This window comes from Photobacterium chitinilyticum (assembly GCF_004104355.1).
Lineage (GTDB): Bacteria > Pseudomonadota > Gammaproteobacteria > Enterobacterales > Vibrionaceae > Photobacterium > Photobacterium chitinilyticum.
The window spans coordinates 543,213-563,671 of record NZ_RJLM01000002.1 but is presented as its reverse complement, the minus strand read 5'-3'; the positions used below and the strand labels follow the sequence as shown (position 1 = coordinate 563,671).

General features: G+C 46.8%; 13 protein-coding genes. 9 read left to right on the top strand and 4 right to left on the bottom strand.

From position 1 onward, the window contains the following. Window positions 1-140: 140 nt before the first annotated feature. The 4 genes from EDI28_RS08555 to EDI28_RS08540 all read left to right on the top strand — a co-directional run bounded on the left by EDI28_RS08555 (window position 141) and on the right by EDI28_RS08540 (window position 6,228). Window positions 141-1,250 (top strand): M20 family metallopeptidase, encoded by a 1,110-nt coding sequence (locus tag EDI28_RS08555; RefSeq protein ID WP_128783423.1) that lies wholly within the window; start codon window positions 141-143, stop codon window positions 1,248-1,250. 250 nt (window positions 1,251-1,500) lie between these two features. After that, window positions 1,501-3,225, top strand: a complete 1,725-nt coding sequence (locus EDI28_RS08550; protein WP_128783422.1) for a transporter substrate-binding domain-containing protein — start codon at window positions 1,501-1,503, stop codon at window positions 3,223-3,225. After that, a complete protein-coding gene (locus EDI28_RS08545) occupies window positions 3,225-4,637 on the top strand; it encodes a sigma-54-dependent transcriptional regulator (protein WP_128783421.1) in 1,413 nt (470 codons plus the stop codon). Before EDI28_RS08550 ends, EDI28_RS08545 begins: the two co-directional genes overlap by 1 nt. A gap of 301 nt (window positions 4,638-4,938) precedes the next feature. Then, entirely contained in the window at window positions 4,939-6,228 is a 1,290-nt protein-coding gene (locus tag EDI28_RS08540; protein WP_128783420.1) for a dicarboxylate/amino acid:cation symporter, read from the top strand. A gap of 89 nt (window positions 6,229-6,317) precedes the next feature. Here the strand turns inward: EDI28_RS08540 and EDI28_RS08535 are convergent, their stop codons facing one another. After that, entirely contained in the window at window positions 6,318-7,622 is a 1,305-nt protein-coding gene (locus EDI28_RS08535; RefSeq protein WP_128783419.1) for an anaerobic C4-dicarboxylate transporter, read from the bottom strand. A gap of 897 nt (window positions 7,623-8,519) precedes the next feature. Between EDI28_RS08535 and aspA the strand changes: the two genes are divergently transcribed. After that, entirely contained in the window at window positions 8,520-9,950 is a 1,431-nt protein-coding gene (gene aspA, locus EDI28_RS08530) for an aspartate ammonia-lyase (RefSeq protein WP_128783418.1), read from the top strand. 90 nt (window positions 9,951-10,040) lie between these two features. On the opposite strand, the gene EDI28_RS08525 is transcribed toward aspA, so the two are convergent. After that, window positions 10,041-10,958 (bottom strand): LysR substrate-binding domain-containing protein, encoded by a 918-nt coding sequence (locus EDI28_RS08525; RefSeq protein WP_128783417.1) that lies wholly within the window; start codon window positions 10,956-10,958, stop codon window positions 10,041-10,043. 387 nt (window positions 10,959-11,345) lie between these two features. On the opposite strand from EDI28_RS08525, the gene EDI28_RS08520 reads away from it, so the two are divergent. From EDI28_RS08520 to EDI28_RS08505, 4 genes are all read left to right on the top strand, one after another. Continuing rightward, window positions 11,346-12,533, top strand: coding sequence for a dicarboxylate/amino acid:cation symporter (locus EDI28_RS08520; RefSeq protein WP_128783416.1), 1,188 nt, complete (start codon window positions 11,346-11,348; stop codon window positions 12,531-12,533). 102 nt (window positions 12,534-12,635) lie between these two features. Then, window positions 12,636-14,321 carry an NAD-dependent malic enzyme gene (locus EDI28_RS08515; RefSeq protein WP_128783415.1) on the top strand — a complete coding sequence of 562 codons (1,686 nt, stop codon included), beginning with the start codon at window positions 12,636-12,638 and terminating at the stop codon, window positions 14,319-14,321. A gap of 567 nt (window positions 14,322-14,888) precedes the next feature. Continuing rightward, complete coding sequence (locus EDI28_RS08510) at window positions 14,889-16,112, top strand: response regulator (protein ID WP_128783414.1); 1,224 nt, start codon at window positions 14,889-14,891, stop codon at window positions 16,110-16,112. Between the two features lie 289 nt (window positions 16,113-16,401). Next, window positions 16,402-18,234 carry an ABC transporter ATP-binding protein gene (locus EDI28_RS08505; protein ID WP_128783413.1) on the top strand — a complete coding sequence of 611 codons (1,833 nt, stop codon included), beginning with the start codon at window positions 16,402-16,404 and terminating at the stop codon, window positions 18,232-18,234. Window positions 18,235-18,312: 78 nt separating this feature from the next. On the opposite strand, the gene EDI28_RS08500 is transcribed toward EDI28_RS08505, so the two are convergent. Continuing rightward, window positions 18,313-18,942 (bottom strand): protein kinase domain-containing protein, encoded by a 630-nt coding sequence (locus EDI28_RS08500; protein ID WP_164918506.1) that lies wholly within the window; start codon window positions 18,940-18,942, stop codon window positions 18,313-18,315. 137 nt (window positions 18,943-19,079) lie between these two features. Further along, window positions 19,080-20,390, bottom strand: a complete 1,311-nt coding sequence (locus tag EDI28_RS08495) for a hypothetical protein (protein WP_128783411.1) — start codon at window positions 20,388-20,390, stop codon at window positions 19,080-19,082. Window positions 20,391-20,459: the final 69 nt, after the last annotated feature.

Genomic DNA, 20,459 nt, shown 5'->3' with positions numbered 1-20,459 from the left:
CGCTAAAGCACACAAACAAAACAACAAGGTAGTAATATGGTTTCATATCATAATGTTGCGTATAGTGGATAACAGTGAGCCAGGTGGGAATTCTCTCCGAGAATTTAACTGTTCACAAAATCTTAGGAAGGAATCAAGTTGTGAAAAGTATCAATTTCGCTGATCTCAAAGCATTGATAGAAGAAAACTCATGGACACAAAACAAGGAAGGGGTCGATACAAATGGCAGGCTGATGCAGGGCTGGCTGGAAGATTTGGGAATGTGCACGACAGTATTTCATCGTGAACACATCGGCGATCATCGCCTATTTAGCAGCTCAAAGATAGAAGGAAAGCCGAAGCTGCTGCTTATGGGGCATTTGGATACTGTTTTTCCGCCGCATTCCTTCGAGGGCTACAGGGAAAATGATGAATGGATCTATGGCCCGGGCAGTTGCGATATGAAAGGAGGGAATTTTGTTGCTCTCTCTGCTCTGCGCAATGTATATGCCGAGCACGGGCAGCTTTACAATGTCGATTTTCTCTTAGTCAGTGATGAAGAGACCGGCAGTGATGACAGCAAAGCACTCACCCGTGAACTTGCAGCCAACTATGATGCCTGTTTGGATTTCGAAGCCGCAGGCGAAAATCACGAAGTCGTCAATGGGCGCAAAGGGGTCGCCACCTATAGCGTTGAGCTCAACGGGGTTGCGGCTCATGCCGGTAACCAATATAGCTACGGAAAAAATGCCAACCTTGCAGCGGCCAAACTACTAATTTCGCTAACCGAGCTTACCAATATCAAAAAAGGAAGCACCATCAATGTAGGGAAGATCAAAGGGGGGATCAGTGCCAACACTATCTCACCTCATGCCCAGCTAATGGTCGAAGCTCGCTTTACTCAGACAACAGAACAACAACGAATACTTGAAGCTATCCCCCGGCTGCTCCACCAGCATGGCGTCGACGGTGTCGAAGCCTCGCTAAACGGCGGTCTTCAGCGGGATGTCATGATACCGTCGCAAGAGCAGCAACAACTCCTCGATAAGCTCTCTCAGTTATTGGGTTATCCGCTCAAAACCGAGCAACGTGGTGGCGTCAGTGATGCCAATGTGACATCAGGTGCAGGGCTACCTACTCTCGATGGTTTCGGCCCCTATGGCGACGGCGACCATACCGAGTTTGAACGTGCATCCAAACGCAGTTTTAGTCGCCGTATTGATGAAGTAACTACAATAGTTAGCCACTACAGTTCTCCCCAGCAGCCCTGAAACACTCAATAGAAGTACGGTCCCGCATCTACTTCACACCTTACTTCGCCGTTTACTTTACATAGAAGTCTGCATTACGCCCTCAAGCCAGCTTGAGGGCGCTATTACTACCCCTCCCCTTGTTATACTTCTTGGCTATTTGCTACAAATATATAAACTATCAATAACAAAGCCACCGACAGACTAGCGACTTAGATCAACGCTGACGGCATCTTTCATCAGTTAAGCGTTCGACACTAAGGGAAACAGTATGATATTCGCGCCATCCACTTCAAAGAGAGCCCTGCTCAGCCCCCTCCTGTTGGCGCTTGCCTCCTTGGTATTTGTCTGCTTGGCAACTGTCGGCACACCTCCGGCCGAAGCCTCGGGACACGGCGATACAATTCGGGTCGGAGGCGATCACAACTACCCACCCTATGAGTTTCTCAACGAGAACGGTGAACCAGACGGCTACAATACCGAGCTGACCCTGGCAATTGCCGAAGTCATGGGGATCAAAGTCGACATTCAGCTCGGCGGCTGGGACGAAATGCGCCATAAACTTGAAACCGGTGAAATTGATGCCCTGCAGGGAATGGTGTTCTCCAAGGCAAGGGCGAGGGACTATGACTTTTCGCCGGCTCATGCCGTTGTACACCAATCGGTTTTCGCCCGTAAGGGCTCGCCGACCATCTCTGAGCTCAATGAATTAAAAGACAAAGAAGTCATCGTACAAAACGGCGGCATCATGCATGACTACCTATTGCAAAATAATGTCGGTGCCAATCTCATACTGGTTGATACTCATGCCGACGCCCTAAGGCTGCTGGCATCTGGACAACATGATTATGCCCTTGTTGCCAACCTTCCCGGCCTCTATACAGGCAAGGTACTTGAGCTTTCAAACATCATTCCGGCAGGCAAACCCTTCAGTGCCCAGTTTTACGGCTATTCCGTGTTAAAAGGCAAACAAGATCTGCTGGCCCAATTTAGCGAAGGGCTGGCTATCCTCAAAAATACCGGACGTCAACAGGCGCTGTATGACAAGTGGCTGGGGCCTTTGGAAGACCAGGGTGTAAGCTGGAAAAAACTCGGGATGGCAGCAGCTTTTATCTCTACTCTTCTGCTACTAATCCTTAGCATCATCATGTTCTGGAATCGGGCTCTAAGCCGAGAGGTCACACGACGCACTCAAGAACAGCAACTGCAACAGCAGCAGTTAATTCAGGCCGACAAAATGACATCTTTGGGGATCCTGGTTTCTGGCGTTGCCCACGAGATCAACAACCCAAGTAGCCTGTTGCTGCTGAACCTGCCTATTCTCAAAGACGTCTACCAAGACGCCGAGGACATTCTTGAGGCCCATTATCACGAACATGGCGATTTTCTCATTGGCGGACTGGAATACAGCCGTATGCGTGATGAGATCCCGCCGATGCTTGACGATATGCTGACCGGAACTCACAGGATCCGCAGAATTGTTGATGATCTCAGGGATTTTGCCCGTCAGGAACCGACCGACCTCAGTGAAACGGTTGATCTCAACGATGTTGTCGCGACCGCCATCCGTCTGGTCGACAACACTATTTCCAAGTCGACACAGCATTTTAAGGTAGAGTACACCGATAAACTGCCATGCTTTGAGGGCAATGCCCAGCGCATCGAGCAGGTCGTGATCAATTTAATCATCAATGCCTGTCAGGCACTGGAGAGTACCGACAATAGTATTTCAGTTCGGACGTTCTATCTTGCTCAAGAAAATATGCTGAAGTTCGAGATCTGCGACCAAGGTCGAGGCATAGATCCCGAGCACCTGCCCCACCTGAGCGATCCCTTCTTCACAACCAAGCGGGAACAAGACGGAACAGGCCTCGGGTTATCCGTCTCTTTTAGCATTGTCCAGGAACATGGCGGCACCTTAACTTACAACTCCAAACTCACCCAAGGGACTTGTGTGACACTCTCGCTACCAGCCATTAAAGGAACTACATCTTAATGAATATTAATCGCTATCCTACTTTTGGCGTATTGCTGGTCGATGACGAAGCCGCTTTTCTGCGCAGCCTCAGTATCGTTCTGGAACGACGGGGCGGCATCAACCATATTTTCCAATGCCAGGACAGCCGAAATGTAATGGATACTATCGCCCAGGAAAATATCGGCCTGGTGCTGCTGGATCTAACAATGCCCAACGTCTCTGGCGAAGTCCTGCTTCAACAAATCGTCGAGGAGTACCCCGAAATCGGGGTCATCATCATTAGTGGCCTGAACCAGCTGGAAACAGCAGTAAACTGTATCCGTCTTGGTGCCTACGATTACTTCGTCAAAACAACCGAAGAAGACCGGCTTATCGAGGGGATCAAGCGTGCCATCCTGATGCAGGAGATGCGCCTTGAAAACCAAGAACTTCGCCGACGCTTTCTGACCGATACGCTAGAGCGACCAGAAGCTTTTTCGTCGATCATTACCGAAGACAAAGGCATGCGCTCAGTATTTCAATATCTAGAATCGGTCGCCCCCAGCAGTCAGCCTGTGATGATCTGCGGTGAAAGCGGTGTCGGCAAGGAGCTGATTGCGCAGGCCATCCACACCCTGAGCAACCGCACAGGATCGTTGATCAGCGTTAATGTCGCCGGGCTAGATGACAACGTCTTTGCCGATACCCTGTTTGGCCATCACCGCGGCGCGTTTACAGGTGCAGACAAAGCCCGGGCCGGACTCATCGAACAGGCTGCAGGCGGCACCCTGTTTCTCGATGAGATCGGCGATTTAAGCCAAGCATCACAAGTTAAACTGCTGCGCCTGTTGCAAGAAGGCGAATACTACCCGCTGGGCAGCGACAGACCAAAGCGTCTTCGGGCACGAGTCGTCGTCGCCACTCACCAGGATCTGACACAAAAACAGAAAAATGGTGAATTTCGCAAAGATCTCTTCTACCGCCTTAAAACCCACCGGGTTGATATTCCGCCGCTCCGCCAACGCAACAGCGATATTCCGCTGCTGCTAGAACACTTTCTTCAAGAAGCGGCTAATGAGCTCGGTAAAAACAAGCCGACAATCCCCAAGGAACTTCCGGTATTACTGGCCAACTATGCGTTCCCCGGCAATGTGCGTGAATTACGGGCACTGGCTTTTGATGCCATGAGCCTGCATCGCTCTCGCATGCTGTCGATGGACGTTTTTCGCCAGGTACTTGATCAGGATATAGCGGCTCCAGAGCCGGAGACGCATACCGATCAGATGCTATTTAATCCGGAGCGTCCCCTGCCAACCTTACAGGAAGTCGGGGATCTATTGGTCAACGAGGCAATGCTCCGGGCTCAGGGAAACCAGTCGCTGGCTTCCAAACTGCTTGGGATCTCGCAACCCGCCTTGAGCAAGCGAATTAAAAAGGCCCAATCTCAATAACGAAGCCGCTAAACCCCTATAACCAAAAGAAAAGTTATAACCTATCTCTTATAGGATAAGTTACTGATCACAAATAAGTAACACGAACATCACATCAGTAACTTATTCTTTTGGTTATACCCCTTCAATGATTCCCCCCCCTACAAAAATATCACTTTTTTATTTTAAAACAACAACATAAACACACCCCCAAATACTGGCACCAAGCTTGCTCTAATAAATCCCAGGTACAGTGGGATTAACCCCATTTAGCCGCTTATTAAACATATTACATACAATAAGCAACGGACAAGGAACTAACATGGAACAAGCACAAGTTAAGCAAAGCCAACGCGGCTTTTGGGGCAACCTAGCCCTGTGGAAAAAAATTCTCGTCGGTATGATTCTGGGGGTAATTGCAGGAAGCATACTCGGACCTGATGCAGAAATACTCAAACCTATCGGCACCCTGTTCATCAACGCTATCAAAATGTTGATCGTCCCTCTGGTTTTCTGCTCGCTGGTCGTGGGGGTCACTTCGATGCAGGATACCCGCAAGATGGGCCGCATCGGCGTTAAGGCTGTTGCCATCTATCTTGGCACCACAGCCGTTGCCATCAGTATCGGCCTTGGCCTGGCAACGTTGCTGACTCCGGGAGAAGGCCTGAATATGGCTGCAACCGCTGCAGCAACAGAAGGCAAAGAAGCGCCGACCCTAGTGCAAACCATTCTTAATCTGATCCCTAAAAACCCTATCAGCGCACTGGCAGCCGGTAACATTCTGCAAATCATCGTCTTCGCTCTCGGCCTGGGTGTTGCCCTTAACTTGTGTGGCGAGAAAGCCAAACCTGCAATTGCGGTATTCGACAGCCTAGCCGAGGCAATGTACAAGCTGACCGAGCTCGTCATGAAGCTTGCACCTTACGGTATCTTCGGCCTGATGGCCTGGGTAGCCGGTAAGTATGGTCTCGATATTCTGCTGCCGCTATTCAAAGTTATTGCCGTTGCCTACATCGGTAGCCTACTTCATGTGCTGGTGTTCTACTCGGGTGTCATCAAGGTATTTGGTCGCCTGAATCCGATCCCTTATGTTAAAGGCCTCGTAAACCCAGCAGCCGTCGCTTTCACTACCACAAGCAGCTCAGGCACTCTTCCTGCTACGATCAAGTGTGCCCGTGAAGAAATGGGGGTTTCGAAAGGGATTTCCAGTTTCGTACTGCCACTTGGCGCAACCATCAATATGGATGGTACTGCACTCTATCAGGGGGTAGCCGCACTATTCGTTGCCCAGGCATTCGGGATTGATCTTGCCTTTGCCGACTACCTAACCATCATTATGACCGCGACGCTGGCCTCTATCGGTACGGCAGGTGTTCCGGGGGCCGGTTTGATCATGCTATCGCTGGTACTAACAACCGTTGGTTTGCCAATGGAAGGACTCGCCATTATTGCCGGTATCGACCGTATCCTCGATATGGCACGTACCAGTGTGAACGTATGTGGCGATCTGATGGTATCTATCTTAATTGGTCGTAGCGAAAACGAGCTAGACACAGACGTATATAACAACACAGGTGAAGTCTATAACCACACTAGTGAAGAAGCTGCATAAAAGCACATCTTGATAATCACACAAGATGAACAAAGGCCAGGAGCATAACTCCTGGCCTTTTTCTATCTCTACACCTAAATGCCTAGCGGTTAGATGATAATACCTGACAGAAAGAAACCGACAGGCACGGCGCTAATGATACCCAGCATGCCCGGCAGGAAGAATGGGTGGTTGACAATTAGCGAACCATTCCACCGACTGCTCAAGAACGAGCCGGTATCATCCGTTGCAATCGCAAACGCAGTCGTCGGGTAAATGTTCGTCATATACAGCGCACTGACTGCAACAAAACTTGCCAGAATAGTTCCCGCATCAACACCCAGAGCTGCAGCAATCGGAACCAGTAGCGCACTGGTTGCACCTTGACTAAACAACAAGGCGCTGGTGCCGAAGAAGACGACCGACAGTAGTGCCGGGTATTGATTCAACACACTACCTGCCACATCTTTGATTTCGCCAATATGGGCACCGATAATAGTAGAGCTAAGCCATACAATACCAAGAATAACAATCAACGATTCAGCACCATCCCTGAAGATTGGCGCATGCTTGATATCCGTAAGTTGCACCTTGCATGTCATCGCCATCAAGAAAGACGTGAACAACATGGTAATCACGATAATATCTTTAGATCCTAATGTATGACCAATCACCGATTTGAACATCAGCATGCCGACAATAAAGATAACACCGCCCAAAAACAGCATCACTGAACGCTTGGCTTCCGGGGTTGTCTCGGCATCTTTATCTTCTTCAGAACTGAAGTTAACCAAGCCTTTTTTCACACGCTCTTGGTAGATAGGATCTTCAGCTAGTTCTACCCCCTGCTTACTGGCAACAAAGGCCGCGACTGCAGAACCAACCAGGGCTGCTGGTAAGATCACACAGATAGCATCAAAGAAGTTAACCCCCATCTTCTCTACCACAACATACATCGCAGCCGTCGCACCTGAGATTGGCGAAGCTGTGATCGCAATTTGCGATGCTACAACGGCCGAGCTCAACGGTTGGCTTGGACGCACTCCGTTATCCTTAGCCACCTGTTGAATAACGTTGAGCACTGACATCGCAGTGTAGCCCGTTCCAGCAAGGGTTGTTAGCGTAAAGGTTGTTGCTGGAGCGAGAATGTTGATGTATTTAGGGTTGTTGCGCAGCATCTTTTCTGCACATTTCACCATATATCCCATGCCGCCTGCTTGCTGCATAACAGACAAGGCCAAAATAACCGACATGATAATCAAAATAACAGAAACAGGGATAGAACCCGGTGACAGCCCCATTATATAAACAGCGATCACCATTCCGACGCCACCGGCCAATCCAACACCGATTCCCCCCAGCCTAGCGGCAAGTATAATACATCCTAACAATAGAATAATTTCCAATAACAGCATACTAAATCCTCTTTCTTGTTTTATATTTTATTTCATCACCACTTATAAAAGAGATATAAGCAATAACAGATATCCGTTTCCTACCACCTATCAAAGCCCGTAAAGCGATTAAGATCAAAAATCACCATCTTATTAAAAGTAAACTGATTGATAACAACGCAATATGTTTTTTGTCTGTCAGGCTTTAGTGAAAGTTAATAATCAAAAATATAGGCGGTGGATAATAAAAAATGCAGAGCCCCTAATTCACAACACATAACAGTGTCTATTTTAAGGGAACACGTCCATTGATTTACCAAGAAACAATAATTAGATATAAAAATAATAATATCAGTAACTTAAAATACAAACATTTCTCTATCAATGAATATTCTCTCGCTTGGCTTATGTAAACAGTACTTAGCTTTCAATTGGGTTTGAAATGCTGAAAGTAATTCCATCATGCGTAATCAGCATCACAAAAACACCACTTAGATCACTGAATATTCAGCAAAACCACAAGTGATAACTGAAACGCATCAAAACGTTCACAAACCAGCCGCAACGGAGGCGCAAAACCATCCATACAAAACCCATGGTTAACACAATGGAAATATAAATATAATTTATTTAATATTGCTAAACTTGATATTTCTTCTTCTATACCTACAGCATATGAATTTGTAGTACATAAAATCCCTACCTAAGTCACACAATTAATTCAGTGATCTATATTGCATATTTCTATTGAATTAAAATTCAACTTTATTCATGATTTATTAAACAGTTAATCTGTGGTTGATTAAATAAAAGCCACTATGCAATAAATGCATTGTTGCTTACTTTTAGGCATTTCACTTTAGATAGCAAAAAGAACATTGTGTCGGTGTCATTTCATTATCAATAAAGGTAACGGCTATGCTCGACAATTCAACAAAGGTACGTATTGAAGAAGATCTTCTTGGTGAACTCGAAATTCCGGCAACAGCTTATTACGGGATCCATTCACTGCGCGCCTATGAGAACTTCAATATCTCGTCGATGAAGATTTCAGATGTGCCTGAATTAGTTCGCGGTATGGTGTTTGCCAAAAAAGCTGCCGCAATGGCTAACGCCGAGCTAGGCACAATCCCTAGCGATGTGGGTAAGTACATCGTCGATGCATGTGATCTTATCCTTGAAACTGGAAAGTGCATGGATCAGTTCATTTCTGATGTATACCAAGGCGGCGCTGGCACTTCTGTTAACATGAATGCCAACGAGGTCATCGCCAACGTAGCACTTGAGCTAAAAGGTCATGAGAAAGGCGAGTATCACGTCATCAACCCTAACGATCATGTGAACAAGAGCCAGTCAACCAACTGTGCCTACCCAACGGGATTCCGTGTTGCTGTCTATAACAGCATCATACAAATGATTGGTTCTATCGAGCACCTGCAAGCAGCCTTCGATGCCAAGAGTGAAGAGTTCCAGGACATTCTGAAAATGGGCCGAACTCAGCTACAAGATGCCGTGCCAATGACGGTAGGTCAGGAATTTCATGCTTTCAGTATCCTGATTAAAGAAGAAATCAAAAACCTGAAGTATGCCGCTTCATTACTTCTGGAAGTAAACCTTGGCGCAACAGCAATTGGTACCGGCCTTAACGCACCAGCAGGTTATCAAGAGCTGGCAGTAAAATACCTCGCCGAAGCAACAGGTCTAGCATGTGTACCTTCAGAGGATTTGATTGAAGCAACATCTGACTGTGGCGCCTATGTTACCGTACACGCTGCGCTAAAACGTCTGGCGGTTAAGCTATCTAAAGTGTCTAACGACCTTCGCCTGCTTTCTTCTGGTCCTCGAGCTGGCCTTAACGAGTTAAACCTACCTGAAATGCAGGCAGGCTCCTCAATTATGCCAGCTAAAGTTAACCCAGTGATCCCTGAAGTGGTCAACCAGGTTTGCTTCAAGGTAATCGGTAACGATACAACCGTTACTTTCGCAGCAGAAGCCGGTCAGCTACAGCTCAATGTAATGGAACCTGTGATTGGCCAGGCAATTTTTGAGTCGATTGGACTACTAAACAATGCCTGTATTAACCTTGCCGACAAGTGTATCAGTGGTATCACTGTGAACAAGAATGTATGTGAAGACTTTGTCTTCAACTCAATTGGCATCGTAACCTATCTCAACCCATTCATTGGTCACCATGAAGGCGATATCGTCGGTAAGATTTGTGCCGAAACAGGCCGCAGTGTTAGAGATGTGACGCTAGAGCGCAAGTTACTGGCTGAAGAGCAGCTTGATGAAATATTCTCGGCGCAAAACCTTATGCACCCTGAATACAAAGCAAAACTATATAGCTAATTAGCTATGCCGTAAGCCAGAATAAACAAAAGGGCTAGTAACTAGCCCTTTTATTATGTTTATCTTGTATTATGTTTTTGATTGTTGAAATTAATTCGCATGCGGTGACTTACCGCTCAGCTCTTTCATCGGACTCACTTTACTTAATTCGTTCCACATTGCTTCGCAAGATGAGTGCAACTTGGAATAATAACGATAGACATACAAATCCAGCGGAACAGGTTCACGTTCAGTTAAAATTTTCAATTGCCCGGATGCTAGCTCTTCTTTGATTGCATAATCTGGTAACCAACTAATTCCCTTACCTTGTAATACCAATGCTTTTATAAAGTCCGTCATTGAAGATGAACATACCGTATTAGGTGTTAACTTGCCATTGGCTCTGTGTAGCGCTCTTCCCATATAACTCTCTGGCGTATAATCCAGACATGGAACATCATCATTTTCTGACAAGTCGAAAAGCGGAATTCCACTTTCATCCACCGCTGATACACAATACAAATAGCTTCGCCCTAAATATATCGAACGGTATGGTGCAATTTGCAGTCGGTCTTCATAAAAAGAAAATAGAAAGTCACACTTTCCATCTATCAATAATTCAACAGCGTCATCAACTTCATTGGCATCAACAGACAAACTTGTATTCAAGTTCGAATCAAACAAACTTGAATGCAACTTTGGCAGCAAGCTGATAGCGATAGAGTGCGCTGCGCTTAAACGAACCGTATGCCGACCATGAAATGAGCTACCCGCCAGCCGGTTAATTTCTTCATCTATTTGATGAAGAATGGATTGTGCGGTCGTTTTGAACTGTTTTCCGCATAACGTCAACTCGATAGGCGATTTACTGCGATCAATTAATACTAAACCTAACTCGGCTTCAAGCGACTTTATTCGTCGGCTAAATGCTGGTTGAGTAACATTACGAACAGCTGCGGCATGAGAAAAATTTTGTAATTCAGCAAGGGTAAGAAAATCTTGCAGCCATTTTGTTTCTATGTTTTTCATTCGACATTCTCAGTAGTAATGGTCCCACGGTAGTCATCATCCCTAAATAACTCAGTACAAAAAACCAGCTGTTACATAGATTATTATAGGCCATCCGCAGATGGCTGTAAGGATCAATCAGTAATTAACATATGTCTATTAAGTTGATCACAAAGATTAAAACTAACATGATGCATTTTAATAACCAAGCCATTTTTTTCAGCATTTCACATGATAGATGAATAATCATACCATCAAGATGCAACATCATTAATAACTATTCATCCATAGCGTTAATAAAATAATAAAAATGATAAATACAAGTATATTTATCGCTTAATTAGAATTATTACAAATTATCAAATCATTATAAGAAACCCGTACCCTAATAAATTAAAGGTCAATAAAATGAACTTAATCATTAAGTTATTGTGTGGAATATTAATAGGCATACTGATGGGTATGTTTGCACCAGAAATAATTGTTCGAGGTCTGATAACCGCTAAATTTTTAGTTAGCCAGTTAATAAAGTTCACCATTCCATTATTAATTCTCTTCTATGTGACTAGCGGTATTGCTAGCCTGCCAAAAAACTCTGGAAAATTACTCGGAAAAACTGTTGGCCTAGCATATTTATCAACACTAGGTGCCGGTATTATCGCTTTTTTAGTGGCAAAGAGCCTTTTCCCGGTATTACTAAGTGGCGCCGGAGAATTACCAGAAGCTGAAACTGTTCTTACCCCATTTCTATCACTTCAGATCCCGCCAATCATGAACATCATGACAGCGTTAACCGTCGCCTTTATTTTTGGCCTGGGTATCTCTAGTACCAGTGCCGAACAGCTGAGAAAGGTCAGTGATCAGGGCCGCGATATCATTGAACTTTTCCTAAATAAGGTGATGATCCCTGCTCTGCCGTTCTATATAGCCGGTGTCTTTGCCGATATGACAGTCAAAGGCACGGTATTTGCGACATTACAAACCTTCAGCCTGGTACTGCTTGCCGTTATCGCTATGCACTGGTTCTGGCTTAGCTTCCAGTTTGTCACCACGGGTGTAGCCCTGAAAAAATCGCCTCTGAAAATCCTTCGTACCATGATGCCAGCCTATTTTACTGCTGTCGGCACCATGTCTTCTGCAGCAACAGTGCCTGTTACTTTGCAGCAAACCAAGCGCAATGGTGTATCGAACTCTATCGCCAATTTCGTTGTACCACTATGTGCCAACATCCACATGTCAGGATCGGTGATCAGTATCGCCAGTGTAGCTGTCGCTGTGATCATCATGACCGGAGCGGGCCCGGTACCTAGCCTGCTCGAAGCTCTACCGTTTATTGCCATGCTGGGTGTCACAATGGTGGCAGCACCGGGCGCACCGGGAGGAGCCGTAATGGCTTCTGTCGGTCTACTCGGTTCAATGCTGGGTTTTACCGAAGAAATGATCGCACTGCAAATCGTACTCCACTTAGCCCAAGATAGCTTCGGCACCGCCTGTAATGTCACTGGTGATGGTGTAATTGCTTTGTTGATAGACAAAGTTTCCGACGCACCGGAAGAAACAGAGGAAGGATTAGTACCTATCGAGGAAGCTATCTAACTCAGCATTACATTACTACTGGTTATCACTATAAGAGCTGTTCTCGGACAGCTCTTTTTAAAGAACCGCTCTTTTTTTAAGAACTCTAGGATTCACTGCGACATGTACGAAAACAACAAAACACTATACCTTCCTTATGCTGGGCCGACCCTGCTAGAAAATGCCCTTCTAAACAAGGGCAGCGCATTCTCCCCAGAGGAAAGGCAGAACTTCAGCCTGATGGGGCTGCTGCCAGCAACCATTGAATCCATTACCGAACAGGAAGAACGCGCATATAGCCAATATCAAACGTTCAAAAATGATCTTGATAAACACATCTTCCTTCGCAACATCCAAGATACCAACGAGACGCTCTACTACCGGCTGATCGTCAACCATATCGAAGAAATGATGCCGATCATCTACACCCCGACAGTCGGTGCAGCCTGCGAAAAATTCTCGAACATTTACCGTCGAGGCCGTGGCCTGTTCCTTGCTTACCCTGAGCGCGGCAGCATGGTGGATATTTTAAATAATGCAGCCCGTCAGGATGTAAAAATTATCGTGATCACTGACGGTGAACGGATCCTAGGCCTAGGCGATCAGGGGATTGGCGGCATGGGCATCCCTATCGGCAAGCTGGCACTATACACTGCCTGCGGAGGGATCAACCCAGCCAACACGTTGCCGATTGTTCTGGATGTCGGCACCAACAATACCCAGCGCCTGTCTGATCCTATGTATATGGGCTGGCGCCATCCGCGTGTCACCGGCCAGGAATATGACGACTTTGTCGAGGAAGTGATCCAAGCCGTGAGAAGCCGCTGGCCAAATGCGCTGATCCAGTTCGAGGACTTTGCCCAGAAAAACGCCATGCCACTGCTTAACCGCTATAAAGATAAAGTATGCTGTTTTAACGACGATATTCAGGGGACTGCTGCGGTTACCGTTGGTAGCCTGCTTGCCGCCTGCAAAGCGGCTGGTTCGAAACTCTCCGAGCAGCGGGTAACGTTTGTCGGTGCAGGCTCTGCCGGATGCGGAATTGCCGAGGCGATTGTGGCCCAGATGGTCGCGGAAGGGCTGAGCGACAGCAAGGCTCGCGAACAAATCTTCATGGTTGATCGCTGGGGCCTACTAACCGACAACATGCAGAATCTACTCAGTTTCCAACAGAAGCTAGCCCAGAAAAGTGCAACCGTTGATCAATGGAATAATACCGATAGCATCTCCCTGATAGATGTTATCAGTAATGCCAAACCAACGGTTCTGATCGGTGTTTCCGGTGTGCCCGGCCTGTTCAGTCAAGAGGTGATCACTGAGATGCATGCTCATTGCAAGCGCCCTATTGTGCTGCCACTTTCCAACCCAACCAGCCGTGTTGAAGCGACACCGGCTGACATTATTCGTTGGACAGAAGGCGATGCACTAATTGCAACCGGCAGCCCATTCGATCCGGTGTTATTTAACGATAAAAGCTATCCTATTGCCCAGTGCAACAATAGCTATATTTTCCCGGGTATTGGTCTTGGTGTTCTGGCCAGCGGCGCGACCCGAGTAACGGACGAAATGCTGATGGAAAGCAGCCGTGCACTGGCAGAATGCTCACCTCTTGCTCAAGATGGGCACGGAGCCCTACTACCGCCATTGGAAGCAATCCAACAGGTATCACACCATATTGCACTGGCGGTAGCCAAAAAAGCGGTAGAACAAAACAAAGCGCCCAAACGCAGTGATGAGCAATTACTTGAAAAGATCAACGCGACCTTCTGGGAACCGGAATACCTAAAGTACAAACGCACCGCGTTATAAAAGCCAACAGCAAAAAACTGCTCGTAAACCACAGCCCTTAATATCAAGCCCTAATACAGATAGCCCTCAGTGACTGAGGGTTATCATATTACTCTCATCAAAAGTCACTTTTTACAAAGAAAGATCATCTTTATTTAAAAGGTCAGCTTAACAAATAGTAAAAAGAATCCAACGACTGAACATTAATCGGTAGAGGGAAAAATAATCACACTAAAAATAATAACTGTATTCAATTTTAACCAGTACTATTCGTTTTCAAACACAACCTCATATGCAATGATGCGACTAACGATTATTCATAATCTATTAACTAACTTATTTAAAAATAAAACATAACTCTCATACCCATCAATTAAAGACTAAGTTTTTCCTTTAAATTCCACTTGCTTATAAGTAAAAGTCATAACATATAACCAAGTAACCTCATTATTAAATTATTATTAACCCAACTATTAAAGAAGCAAAACCGCTACATAGCTATTGATATTTGTATCTGTTTGTAAAATGAACCATAATGTGCCGCCTAGTCGGCTCAACAATAAGCTGTACACCCAAAGGTTATGGTAAATGGAACATAGAATATTAGTCGTAGAAGATAGCCGCCCTTTTCGACGAATTATCGAAGTTGAATTGAGAAAAGCTGGCTTTACTCCGGTACTGACTGAAAGTATTGCCGAAGCTGAAAAAGTGCTCGACGAAAGCACCGACTTTCTGTGTGCGATTCTTGACTATTGCCTACCAGACGGACAAGACGGTGAGATAATAGATGTGTGCCTGTCAGTCGATATTAAAGTTATCGTCCTGACCGCATTAATGGATGAAATGACCCGAGAAAGAGTACTGGCTAAAACAGTAATCGACTATATCCCCAAAGACAACCCAACCTGTATATCCTCAATTATTCCTATTCTTAAACGCCTTGAAAACAACCGCAACCACAAAGCACTTGTCGTTGATGATTCAGTGACCGCCCGGCGATATGTCCGCAGCCTTCTAGAACGTCAGTATATTGCAGTAGTCGAAGCCAGAAACGGCGATCATGCATTAGAAGTAATAAAAAAAGAAAAAGATATCACTCTGGTGATCACTGACTATTCGATGCCAGAACGAGATGGCGTTAGCCTGATCAAAGAACTTCGTAGAACGAACCAACAAGGCCAACTCGCCATCATTGGCCTGTCTGCCAGCGATGAAGCTGCATTAACGGCAAAGTTTCTTAAAGCCGGCGCAAATGACTTTCTGAAAAAGCCGTTCAACCAAGAAGAGTTTTACTGCCGTTTACACAGCACCCTTAACATTCTGGATTCTGAGCGAAGGCTATATCATCACGCCAACAAAGATTACCTGACCCAGACTTGGAACCGTCGCTACTTCTTTGAGCATTCACTTGCCAAACGTCATAAAGGGCCTCGTTGTCTAGCGCTGCTAGATATTGATTTCTTCAAGAAACTCAATGACACCTACGGTCATCATATTGGTGATATGGTATTGATAGAACTAGCAAATACGTTACAAATTTACTTCCCGGATGCATTGGTTGCCCGCTTTGGTGGCGAGGAATTCTGTATTTTATACGGCAACTCATCACTGGTTTTCCATCAACGCCTTGAAGCATTGATTCAAGATATCGCAGACACGGAGCTCAACATCCTGAATCAAGCCATCCAATACACCATCAGCTTGGGTGTCGTAAATGCCGATGCCAACATTCATGAACTAATCCGCCGTGCCGATAAATGTTTATATCAAGCCAAATCTGCCGGACGAAACCAACTGGTGCTAGAGGGATAGAAATATAACTGCCATCAGATAGCACTGTTGGCAGAGTACCCGATGGCGAATCGGCAAGTTTTAGATAGGATCAGGGCTTAATCCCAACCTTATCAAAAGGTACCATCCCCCCTTACAATGAGCGTTTATTGAACTGCAAGTTCTGATAAAGTAACCCTGTATCTATTTTAACCATTTATAGCCTTTTGTAAGCCACGGTTAGCCGAAAAATCGCCTCCCCAACAAAGACCAACAACCGTGTTGACCGGCTTTAACCATTACTGAAAAGCTCGACTGGAAACAGCACTCTATGTACAAACGTTTTGAAAAACTGTCATCAGCATTTCCACCACGCGAACCCGAACAGCCGCCTAACGGCTTATTCGCCTTCTGCCGCTACTACACCCGAGGATTTGAACGCCCGCTCATCGCCATGTCCGTTCTGAGTGCGCTCATCGCTATTGTCGAAGTGTCTCTATTTGGCTTTATGGGCCAACTGGTTGACTGGCTGGCAACTCACAACCCGGACACATTCTGGGCCGAAGAAGGCGGCAAGCTGATGGGAATGGGGCTGTTAGTCCTGATCGTCGTTCCCCTGCTTGTTACTCTGCACTCGCTGATCGTCCACCAAACGTTGCTCGGTAACTATCCGATGTCTATCCGCTGGATGGCACACCGCTATCTGCTACGCCAAAGTATTTCGTTCTATCAGGATGAGTTTGCCGGTCGCATTGCGACCAAGGTAATGCAGACGGCACTTTCGGTACGAGAAACAGTGATGAAGCTGCTGGATGTATTGGTCTATATTTCCGTGTACTTCACCTCGATGGTGGTGATGATTGGCCAGTCCGATTTACGCCTGATGCTGCCAATGCTGATTTGGCTGGCTGCTTATATCGGTATCCAATTACGCTATGTACCGAAACTCAAGCATATTGCTACCGAGCAGGCAGATGCCCGCTCAATGATGACCGGACGCATCGTAGACAGCTATACCAATATTTCTACCGTCAAGTTATTCTCCCACACCAACCGCGAGACCGAATATGCCGAACAGGGTATGAGCGGCTTTATGGATACAGTTTATCGCCAGATGCGTCTGGTAACCGGTTTCAACATCTCGGTAGAGGCCATTAACTACCTGTTGGTATTCGCCATTGCCGGCCTGTCGATTTGGCTTTGGATGGACGCCGCTATCACCATTGGGGCAATCGCCATTGCTGTCAGCCTGGCGCTGCGTATCAATGGGATGTCAAAGTGGATCATGTGGGAAGTCGGTGGCTTGTTCGAAAACATCGGTACTGTTGTCGACGGCATGAAAACGCTGGCACAACCGGTAGCCATCGAAGACAAGCCCAACGCGCCTAAGCTAGACGTCAGCCAAGGCGGTATCCAGTTTGACGATGTCTGTTTCCACTACGGCGAAGACAAAGGTGTAATAGAAAAGCTCAATCTGAACATCAAGCCGGGTGAGAAAGTCGGGCTTGTCGGCCGTTCCGGTGCCGGTAAATCTACCATGGTAAACCTGTTGATGCGGTTCTACGATATCGAATCCGGCGCTATCCGTATCGATGGCCAAAATATTGCGGACGTAACCCAAAATTCACTGCGCGCGCAGATTGGCATGGTCACCCAAGATACATCTCTGCTGCATCGTTCTATCCGTGACAACATTCTGTACAGCAATCCTGATGCCACAGAAGCTGACGTATTGGCTGCAACCCGAAAGGCCCATGCGCATGAGTTTATCGCCACCCTAACCGATCCGCACGGTAACACAGGCTACGATGCCCAGGTAGGTGAGCGCGGGGTGAAACTCTCCGGCGGCCAGCGCCAGCGAGTGGCAATTTCTCGGGTACTACTAAAAGACGCGCCGATCCTTATTCTCGATGAAGCAACATCCGCGCTCGACTCCGAGGTTGAAGCCGCAATACAGGAAAGTCTGTATCAGCTGATGGAAGGGAAGACAGTGATCGCAATCGCGCACCGATTGTCCACGATTGCGGCCATGGACCGTTTGATCGTGCTTGATCAGGGCAAGGTAGTCGAGCAAGGATCGCATCAGGATCTGATCAAACACAACGGGATTTATGCCCAGCTCTGGGAGCACCAGACTGGCGGTTTTATTGCCAGTGAAGTGTAATTTTTCCACCAGTTAGTAACACTCACACCAGTCTCTTGATCTCATTGCAAACGATCAGGAGACTGGACTGCCAACCTCTCACTCAACCAGCCTCTTACTCAACCAAGCTTTCCAACGCTCCAGCTGAGATCGTTCTTTGGTTGATAAAGAGTTGACATCAATTTGTTCCAGCCACTTTGCCAGCGCATACCAATCATCTGACGGTTCGACGTTCCCGACTCCTTGCTGTTTTGATCTCCGCGAAAAGCCTAAGGTCAGCTGCCATTCATTAAGCTGGCTCAATGACGTACCGGCAGGCCACGCCGCACCAAAGTCAATCAGCTTGATTGAGCCGAACTGCGGCAGATAGAGGATATTGGAAGGTTTGATGTCGCCGTGAACCCAACCAGCCTGATGGACATGCTCAATGGCGCGGACAATATAGGGGATGCAGCCCATAAACAGGTGACGCTGCTCGAGGCTAAAAGTTAAAACACTTGTCCCGCGAATATAAGGCAAGACCAACCATTCGGGCAACGTTTCAATGGGTTGATTAATATAAGGCGAGCGGCACTGGATCATACAGCGCGACTCCCTTTCGACCTGTGATTTTGGTGCGTGTTTAGCAATCACTTTCTGGCCGGAATGACCGTCGACCGCAACAAAAACACACGAAGTCAGCGGCTCAACGAGAGTAAAGCGCCCTATCAACACGGTACCAGTAGACAACTCAGAATCCTTTACCATTGATATTTATCACACGTTCGGAGAGCTACTGAAGAGAAAATACCGATTCACCGTGCTGACCGAGTCTCTCGGCCAACACGGCAACCAGTTCAGGCGCAATTTACGCCGTTAACCATTGATTATACAGTCGCTTTCCTGCGAATCGGCTGGCGATGCCACTGATCACGACTCGGCGGAGTGCCCTTGCGACGAATCGCATTTCTGCGCCATTGGTCAGGGCTTGGCAATACCAGATCCGATTCAATCACCGCGCCCCCCTCTAGCTGCTGCTTGAGCAATGCATTCTGCCACGCCGAAGAGCTGGTAATACTCAGGCCGTAGCCTTCAGAATAGTCACGGATATGCTGTCCGCCAGCCTCTTTTAGCTTCTGGATATACTTCGCCCCTCGTGCGTAGCGCTGCGCTGAAATTTCATGACCACGGAAGTTAATCAGCTCCAGGAAGTTATACGGATGCGCGGCAACGCCAGCATGAAGTACCAGCGAGGCAAAAATAGGCGTCACTTTCAACGTACGACTGAACCATTTGTTGAACGCGTCACAATCATTCACCAGACCATTCTTGTTTAATACCCGATCCTTTTCTTTACGTGCCTTTTTCAAGGTCTTATCAACACTCGCCCGCTGAACAATGTAGTCTACCAAGGCACCGATACGGGTCAAAGCCCCAACCAACAGACCAATGATGGTTCCCAGCCCACCAGCCGCATCACCGGCCATTTTGACCGCAAACTTACCAGAGGTCACCAATACATCTTTAATCCCCAGCATGGCATCGCAACCAATATGGTTCTTAAGCCAGTAGGCGATATCATCCGGGTGGCCATCAAGCAGCATCACACCTTTACCGGCACTTTTAAGCTCAAAATAACGAGAAGCACTGACGACCGCTTTCTTCACGCCTTTATACAAGTCGGCAGCATCCTGCACATACCCCCAGCCCGGAATTGCATGGGTAATATCGCGCACCAATGTACCAACTAGCCAACCAGCCATCTCGGACAGATAAGAAACAACCCAAGTTACCTCAGCGTATTTCTTTTTAAGGTTGTTGATCAGGCGGCTGAAAAAAGACTCCAGCTTGGCGATGATTTTCTTTTTAACCTGTTCCCATTTCTGACCAACCGTTTCAACAGCGCCCAATACAGAGCGGCCAGGACCGGTCTGCCTCAGCACCGCCGAACAACCTTTCTTCGCCAGTCCGGCAATATCATTGGTAATGGTTGAATCATTAACAAAGTTATCCAGAACACTGCTCGATAACGAGGGCGTCTTTTGAAAGTCCAGCGTTGCTAAATAATTGATAATCCCGACCCGGGCCTCATATTGTGCCCGGCCCTGCAAACTCATTTGCGACAGATCCCAACAGGATGTGACCTCGGCAAAATTCGTCACACTACCTGACGACGTCGTAGTAGAAACATCAGTCATTATTATTACCTCTTATACCGACTATATTAAACTGTATTCATTCCTGTGTTAAACGGAAAACAAACGTAG

What these genes read in the sequence shown, in the direction of transcription:
- EDI28_RS08515 (WP_128783415.1), top strand. Translation starts at nt 12,636, where the DNA reads ATGTACGAAAACAACAAAACACTATACCTTCCTTATGCTGGGCCGACC.
- EDI28_RS08495 (WP_128783411.1), bottom strand. Translation starts at nt 20,390, where the DNA reads ATGACTGATGTTTCTACTACGACGTCGTCAGGTAGTGTGACGAATTTT.
- EDI28_RS08540 (WP_128783420.1), top strand. Translation starts at nt 4,939, where the DNA reads ATGGAACAAGCACAAGTTAAGCAAAGCCAACGCGGCTTTTGGGGCAAC.
- EDI28_RS08545 (WP_128783421.1), top strand. Translation starts at nt 3,225, where the DNA reads ATGAATATTAATCGCTATCCTACTTTTGGCGTATTGCTGGTCGATGAC.
- EDI28_RS08520 (WP_128783416.1), top strand. Translation starts at nt 11,346, where the DNA reads ATGAACTTAATCATTAAGTTATTGTGTGGAATATTAATAGGCATACTG.
- EDI28_RS08525 (WP_128783417.1), bottom strand. Translation starts at nt 10,958, where the DNA reads ATGAAAAACATAGAAACAAAATGGCTGCAAGATTTTCTTACCCTTGCT.
- aspA (WP_128783418.1), top strand. Translation starts at nt 8,520, where the DNA reads ATGCTCGACAATTCAACAAAGGTACGTATTGAAGAAGATCTTCTTGGT.
- EDI28_RS08510 (WP_128783414.1), top strand. Translation starts at nt 14,889, where the DNA reads ATGGAACATAGAATATTAGTCGTAGAAGATAGCCGCCCTTTTCGACGA.
- EDI28_RS08535 (WP_128783419.1), bottom strand. Translation starts at nt 7,622, where the DNA reads ATGCTGTTATTGGAAATTATTCTATTGTTAGGATGTATTATACTTGCC.
- EDI28_RS08550 (WP_128783422.1), top strand. Translation starts at nt 1,501, where the DNA reads ATGATATTCGCGCCATCCACTTCAAAGAGAGCCCTGCTCAGCCCCCTC.
- EDI28_RS08505 (WP_128783413.1), top strand. Translation starts at nt 16,402, where the DNA reads ATGTACAAACGTTTTGAAAAACTGTCATCAGCATTTCCACCACGCGAA.